Raw genomic sequence first — 7,097 nt, forward strand, 5'->3', positions numbered from 1 at the left:
AAAATATGTCATTCTAGGAGGTGGGACCGCAGGCTGGATGACTGCAGCGGCTTTTGCACGGTTTCTCGGCTCAGAGAGTGTACAAATAGTTTTAATCGAATCTGATGCCATTGGCACTGTGGGAGTGGGCGAGGCAACTATTCCCCACATAAGAGCATTCAACGATATGCTCGGCATAGAAGAGTCGGCCTTTATGCAGGCCGTTAACGCCACTTATAAATTAGGCATTCGCTTTAGCGGGTGGGGCAGTTCAGACAGTGATTATTATCATCCCTTTGGCGATCATGGTTTTCCGATTAAGGGAGTTGGTTTTCATCATTATTGGTTGGGTGCCAAAAACGCGGGCATCGATATTGCCTCATTTGATTCGTTTTCTATGGCCAATGTGTTGGCGCGCGAAAAAAAATTCACCTATCCATCTTCAGATCCCGATGATGTGTTATCTACTTTTTCCTACGCCTATCACATAGATGCAACGGCCTACGCAAAATTTCTCAGATCCTACTCCGAAGGGCGTGTGACGAGAATAGAGGGCGAAGTTGTTTCGGTGGCAAAGAATACTGAATCGGGTTTTATAGAGTCTTTAACCTTGGCGTCAGGGGAATGTATAGAGGGCGATCTATTTATAGATTGCAGCGGGTTTCGATCAAGGCTGCTCGGGCAGGAATTGGATATTAAGTTTCACAGTTGGAAAAAATGGCTGCCCTGTGATTCTGCTCTTGCTGTTCCAACAGAGGGTAATTTATTACAGCAGCCGTATACGCATTCATCTGCAAAAAAAGCGGGTTGGTGTTGGAAAATTCCTCTGCAGCACCGGATTGGAAATGGACATGTTTTTTCATCGGATTTCACCAGCCGAGCAGATGCTCTTGATGAGCTAAAAAGTAACTTGTCAGGTGAGATGAAAAAAGACCCTATCTCTATCAGGTTTGAGGCTGGTGTTCGAGAAAAAACCTGGGAAAAAAATTGTATTGCAGTCGGTTTGGCTTGTGGATTCCTGGAGCCTCTTGAGTCAACAAGTATATATCTTGTTGAAGTAGCTATATTGAAGATTTTGGAGCTGCTGCCAACAGATTCTAAAAACTGTTTGCTAGAAGAAAAAGAATTTAACAGGCAGATGGAAAATGAATATTTAAAAGTCCGGGATTTCATAATCCTTCACTATGCGTTGAATCAGCGGAAGGAAGAGTTTTGGCAATATTGTGCAAATATGCCTCTGCCTGACACGCTTCAAGGAAAAATTGATGTTTTTAAAGCAACAGCTCAAATTGTAGAGTATGACGCAGGGTTGTTTATGCCACCTAGTTGGCTGGCGGTTTATTTCGGGCAAGGATTATTTCCGGCAAATATGGATTCGAGGCTTACGCCTAAAAGTATTCAAGAGGCAATAGCGCTGGTAAAGGAAATGCCAATGCACCTAAATCGCATTGTTAGTCAGATTGAGACACTTAAAAATAAAACAGACGCTCGCCCCCCGGCTTCTCGGATGAGTTTATATGGGGTTAGACGATGAATAACTTCGAAAAAATCGCTATTGTGGGAAACGGTCTATCTGCATGGATGATATGTGCTTTTATGGCAAAACAACTACAACATACCGATACAAAAATAACCTTGTACGTTGGTGTGGAGCCTGAAGCTACCGCAGATTTGCAATCTCCCCTGCCTTTAATTAATGAATTTTTTAAAGCCATAGAGATTTTACGCGAAGCATTGGTGGATTCGGCCAGTCTTCACCCTAAATTAGGTACTGCATATCTTTTTGATGACCAAGCCCCCTTTATTCACGTGTGGGGGCAGTATGGTGCTCCGATTGGAGCTGTTGAGTTTCATCAGATAGTGATGAGATATATGCAACAAAACTATCCTGTTGATTTAAATAAATTATCAATTGCTGCTGCTTCTGTTTTGGCTGGAAGATTTCAAAAGCCAACACAAAATTTCCAGTCAATATTTTCAACCTATGAGTCATCATGGTCATTCGAGACGGAGGCATTCCTTCAGTTTCTGAAGACAATGTCCTTAAGGTTAGGAGTAGAAGTCAGCGAAGAAAAAATATCCCGGATTGGATATGACGATGGGGAGTATGTATTAGGTGAGTTAAATGTCCCCTATAAGTGTGACTATTTGATTAATACTGTTCCGGGGTTGATGATTGGGGAGCATGGAGTGGAAAGTTGGTTTGCGAGTATGCCACTTGAACTGAAATCGCAAGCCAAAAAAAATAATGCTCTTTCTGCTTTGGTTAATAAAGTGAAAGCATTGGATGAAACATCTTGGGTCTGTGAGGTGTCTCATCGCAATCTTGCGGTTTTAAATGTTTATCGTTTCATGGATCGGGATTCGGGTGATGTATATGTACACAAAGCGCCAAGAGCTTCCCGATGTTTAAATTTTGGCCCTGCCATGGCAAATGTGCATTCACCTCTGTTTTCAGCTATTGATCTGAATTTGATAGTGTTGAAACTTCTATTGCGATATTTTCCGTCGCCATCCGATGATTGTTCGGTTGTTGATGAATTTAATAAAGCATTCAGAGGCTCCTTGGAAAACCTGCGCGACATTACCCAGCTGAGCTTAAATGCTTTGTTTGCCAAAAGTAATCTGAAAAATTCAGCAATCCCTCTGACAAGTTCTGCCAGTTACAAGGCGAGTCTATTTGGTTGTCGCGGTAGGTATCCAGTGCTGGAAAATGAATTTTTTAAAACTGAGTGGCAGGTATGGCTTTTGTTGGGTTTGGGATTTAAGTTTGATGGTACAGAGCCTATGGTTTCCTTTATCGATGAGAAAACCATTAAAGAACATATTGGCAAGGTTGAAGCTTCGGTAATGAAAAATTTGCCGCTAACTCCTTTGGTTAATTAGTCTATAAGAGATGAATTATGAGTGGGATTAATGCATTAGATAATATAAAAAAAATAGTTATCGTTGGTGGTGGGACTGCGGGCTGGATGGCCGCAGCAGCATTTTCAAAATTCTTTAAAAATCAATTCTGTGAAGTGGTTCTGGTCGAATCTGATGATATTGGGACGATTGGTGTAGGCGAAGCCACCATTCCGCAAATTCAAGTTTTTAATCAATCCCTGAATATTGACGAAAACGATTTTATTCGGAAAACGCAAGGTTCATTTAAATTAGGTATTGAATTCGTAAACTGGGGGACGATCGGAGAGAGCTATATCCATGCTTTTGGTGGTGTGGGTAATGATATGGACTCAATACCATTTTATCACTATTGGTTAAAATTGAATAAACAGGGTGGTTCAGCTGATATTGGTGAATATTGTTTTAATTCGTTGGCCTCCCAAAAAAACAAGTTTATGCGATCAATTGATGCGGGTAATTCCCCGCTATCTAATATTGCCTACGCTTATCACTTTGACGCTGGATTGTATGCAAAATACTTGAGAGAGTTTTCAGAAAAACTGGGTGTACAGCGTATTGAAGGTCGAATCTCGAATGTGAATCTTGATGAGGATTCTGGTTACATTAAAACGGTTAGTTTAGAAAACGGCCAAGAAGTTAACGGTGATTTTTTTATTGATTGCTCGGGGCTACATGCGCTGTTGATTGGAAAAGCATTGAATGTTGAATATGAGGATTGGTCGCATTGGCTGCCGTGCGATACTGCGTGGGCAGTGCCTAGCCAAAAGCTTGATCCTTTGCCGTCTTACACAAGAGCAACTGCGCATACAGCGGGTTGGCAATGGCGCATTCCTTTGCAGCATAGAACAGGCAATGGACACGTTTTTTCCCGTCGTTTTACTGATGTAGATTCAGCAAGAGATTTACTGCTAAATAATATTCAAGGCGAGACTCTGGCTGAACCAAAGTTAATAAAGTTTGTTACTGGGCGTCGCAAACAATTCTGGCATAAAAACTGTGTGGCGATTGGGTTGTCATCCGGTTTTATGGAGCCACTTGAATCAACCAGTATTCATTTAGTGCAGAGCGCTATAGCAAGAATAATGTCTGTGTTTCCAAGAAAAACAATCAGTCAGGTAGAGATAGATATTTATAATGAGCAGGTCGGTTTTGAATATGAACGGATTCGCGACTTTTTGATATTGCATTATAAAGTGACTAACAGAAGTGATTCCGAGTTTTGGAACTATTGCAGGGGAATGTCAGTTCCGGATAGTTTGGCTCAAAAAATGGAAGTGTTTAAAGAAAATGCACATGTGCATCGTTTTAACTCTGAGTTGTTTAATGAGATTAGTTGGGTAGAGGTCATGTTGGGTCAAGGGCTATATCCCAAGGGTTACCATCCACTTGTAGATGTTGTACCTGATGCTGAGTTTACCAGGCGTATGACTCACATTAAGCGAGTTCTCGATACTGCAGTGGATTACTTGCCTGCTCATGCCCAATATATTGCGGAGCATTGCTCCGCAGACATGGCGAAGTGAAAAAACAGTTGGCAATAACGAGATAATCCCGCTATGCAGTTACACCCTGACTTTGACTATCGTGTGGATTACGTAGGAAATGAACAACAACCTGTTCTTGTGGTTGATAATTTTTTAAGTGATCCACATTATTTAGTGGAATTTTGTGCGCGTTACATAAAGCTAAATAAGGTTGATGCTCTGTACCCAGGTTTGCGTGCCTCTACACCGGAAAATTATATTCAGCTAATTCATTACTATTTAAGAGATGTTATCCATTCAACGTTCGTCATTGATGATTCGATGGTTAAGCATGTCAAAGCGGATTATTCGATGGTGCTAACTGCACCTGAACAATTAAAGTTGCCGCAATGTATGCCTCATTATGATTCGTTGATATCTTCTGAGTTGGCAGCAGTACATTATTTATGTGGCAGCGATAAAGGCGGAACTTCGCTCTATCGCCATAGGGATACCGGATTTGAGTTTGTTGATAGCAGTCGGTCGGCGACTTATATTGAAGAGCTGAAAAATGGGCTAAATAAAACTGCCTATCCTCAGTGTTATATGAATGGCAGTAATCAGTTGTTTGAGCAAATAGCTTCTTACGAGGCTGTTTTCAATCGCATGATTATTTATCGCTGCACTAGTTTACATTCTGGCAATATATCACCTGACTTTCTGTTCGACTCTAACCCGCGTACAGGGCGGCTTACAATTAATACCTTCATTGGTCAGTAGCTAATTTTTTTTGATTAGTAAAAATAAACCCGGCATAAAGCCGGGTTTATTTTAGCTTGGGCCTAAATTAAGCCTTCAATCGACGCGCCGCAAACAAGCCAGCCAAGCCCATCAACATCAATACAAAAGTTGATGATTCTGGAACGCTTGCCTTGATGCCGATTACCAAGTCGTCGTGGTTGTCGTCATCTTTGTAGCCGCCTGTGTCATCAAAGAACAGAATGGCATCATACATAACGCCGTTAAACTCAGTGTCCAATGCAATAGCAAATGATACGAGTTGTTCGCCGTCATTGTTATTGCCGTTGGCTACAGTGTTAGGTACAACGGCACCGCCAGTTTTGAAGGTAAATTGGATCAATTCACCCAGGGTGTAAGCTTTGCTGTATGAGAAGGAGCCACCACTGGTGGTGATGGTATTGCCTTCAGATGTGAAAGTGTTGGTCCAGCCAGCTTCTTTACCTAGAAATTCAAAGCTCAAAAACAGGGACTCTGTCTGGTTGGCTTTGAGGTTGCCGCCGATGTTGTAGGTCTGTGGATTAAGCACGTTTTTGAAGTAATTGTTTGTGGGTACCGGGAAGTTGGCGCCCCCATCAATGTACATCAGTCCTGCTTGTGCTGCGAATGAGCTCAATGTAATGAGCGCCGCAGCTGCGATCTTGATAAGTTTCATGTTAGTCGTCCTTTTTACTTTAGCCAAAATGAGTGAGTTAAAAATAGCCTAAGCCACGAGGCTAGCAGCATAATGTGTGCCATGTGATTTTTTACTATTAAAAACAAATGGTTAGTGTATTGTTAAGGAGGATGTTTAAGGGGCGATGTAAATTTTTTCGACTGAAATTTGAGCGGCGGGATGAGGTGTTTTGGATAGCGCTGATCTGAAGCGAAAGGGGTCCCTGACATGACCGAAGGGGATACCTGCTCTTAAGCTCATCTTGCGAGGCGTGTACAACCTACAAATGAAAGCGCCCAAGAACAGTACTTGGGCGTTTTTGTTTATGTGGCTTAAAACCTAAAAGTTTAGGCGCAGGTTCAATTTGGCGAGCTGCCCTGATGCGGGAAAACCTATGTCGGTGTAGTAGTCTTCATCTGCAAGGTTTTCCAACGTTAAACCCAGCCGGGTTTGCGCATTGAGTTGCCAGTGTACGCTTGCATCAAAACGGTTGTAGGGTGCCAGTGTTTGCTCAACATCGGTGCCGGTATAGCGGCTCACGGCGAAGCGTTCATCTACACGCATATACTGCGCATTGAAACTCCACGCATCATTTAATTGATAGTTAACGGATGTGCCGTAGGTTACTTGTGGGCGGCCGAGCAAATGATTGTTAGAAGAAATCATATCGATATCGGTGTAGCTGGCATGTGCGCGTAAGCTGAGGTTTTGTTGTACTTGCCAATTAAATTCAGATTCAACACCGCTAGTTTCGACGCGCGAGCGGTTGACGTTTTTAAATGTTTCAGAATCAAAATCAATCAAGTTGCGATAGTGATGGTCAAAATAGCTGACTCGTGCGTTAAATGAATTTTTATTAAATTCAAAACCTGCATCGCGTGTGGCTACTGTTTCTGGTTTTAAATCAGGATTGCCAACCAGTGGGTGGCCGAGTGCAAAAAAGCTCGGCAATTTAAAGCCTTCACCCCAATTAGCAAATAACGTCCAGTTATTGTTTAGTGTAAATTTGGTACCGATTTGGCCACTGTCATTTGCATCAAAACCGTCAGTATCATCGCGGCGAATACTGGCTTGAACTAACCAGGCTTCAGTTGCATAGGTGTTTAGATTGATAAAGGCGCTATCGATCTGGCGGTCCAGTGCAAAATTAATCGGGTACACATCGGGTGAATATAAATATCCTTCACTGGTGCCATCTTCTTGCTTGGTTTCTATACCAAGGATTGCCCAGATTTTTTGTTGGTCGCCAAGGGTGTTGACCCGATGGCCGTGCCGAACCTGGTTCCGGAAACCTG

Annotated in this window: 6 protein-coding genes; 4 read left to right on the plus strand and 2 right to left on the minus strand. The window is 42.4% G+C overall.

Annotated features, from left to right (window positions below; genetic code table 11):
* From ACWA6V_RS14345 to ACWA6V_RS14360, 4 genes are all read left to right on the plus strand, one after another.
* Nucleotides 1-1,513: tryptophan halogenase family protein (locus tag ACWA6V_RS14345; protein WP_449523135.1), on the plus strand; the 1,513-nt coding region annotated here is incomplete at its 5' end.
* Nucleotides 1,510-2,865 carry a tryptophan 7-halogenase gene (locus ACWA6V_RS14350; RefSeq protein WP_449523136.1) on the plus strand — a complete coding sequence of 452 codons (1,356 nt, stop codon included), beginning with the start codon at nucleotides 1,510-1,512 and terminating at the stop codon, nucleotides 2,863-2,865. The genes ACWA6V_RS14345 and ACWA6V_RS14350, both read left to right, overlap by 4 nt.
* A 17-nt stretch (nucleotides 2,866-2,882) precedes the next feature.
* Nucleotides 2,883-4,409 carry a tryptophan halogenase family protein gene (locus ACWA6V_RS14355; RefSeq protein WP_449523137.1) on the plus strand — a complete coding sequence of 509 codons (1,527 nt, stop codon included), beginning with the start codon at nucleotides 2,883-2,885 and terminating at the stop codon, nucleotides 4,407-4,409.
* A gap of 33 nt (nucleotides 4,410-4,442) precedes the next feature.
* Entirely contained in the window at nucleotides 4,443-5,129 is a 687-nt protein-coding gene (locus ACWA6V_RS14360) for a DUF6445 family protein (RefSeq protein WP_449523138.1), read from the plus strand.
* A 67-nt stretch (nucleotides 5,130-5,196) separates the two neighbouring features.
* Here the strand turns inward: ACWA6V_RS14360 and ACWA6V_RS14365 are convergent, their stop codons facing one another.
* Both ACWA6V_RS14365 and ACWA6V_RS14370 read right to left on the minus strand, forming a co-directional pair.
* Complete coding sequence (locus tag ACWA6V_RS14365) at nucleotides 5,197-5,802, minus strand: PEP-CTERM sorting domain-containing protein (protein WP_449523139.1); 606 nt, start codon at nucleotides 5,800-5,802, stop codon at nucleotides 5,197-5,199.
* A 339-nt stretch (nucleotides 5,803-6,141) separates the two neighbouring features.
* On the minus strand, nucleotides 6,142-7,097 hold a 956-nt coding region (locus ACWA6V_RS14370; RefSeq protein WP_449523140.1), incomplete at its 5' end, for a TonB-dependent receptor domain-containing protein.

The organism is Cellvibrio sp., from assembly GCF_053579595.1.

Coding starts and splice junctions, on each gene's coding strand:
- ACWA6V_RS14350 (WP_449523136.1), top strand. CDS start 1,510: ATGAATAACTTCGAAAAAATCGCTATTGTGGGAAACGGTCTATCTGCA.
- ACWA6V_RS14355 (WP_449523137.1), top strand. CDS start 2,883: ATGAGTGGGATTAATGCATTAGATAATATAAAAAAAATAGTTATCGTT.
- ACWA6V_RS14360 (WP_449523138.1), top strand. CDS start 4,443: ATGCAGTTACACCCTGACTTTGACTATCGTGTGGATTACGTAGGAAAT.
- ACWA6V_RS14365 (WP_449523139.1), bottom strand. CDS start 5,802: ATGAAACTTATCAAGATCGCAGCTGCGGCGCTCATTACATTGAGCTCA.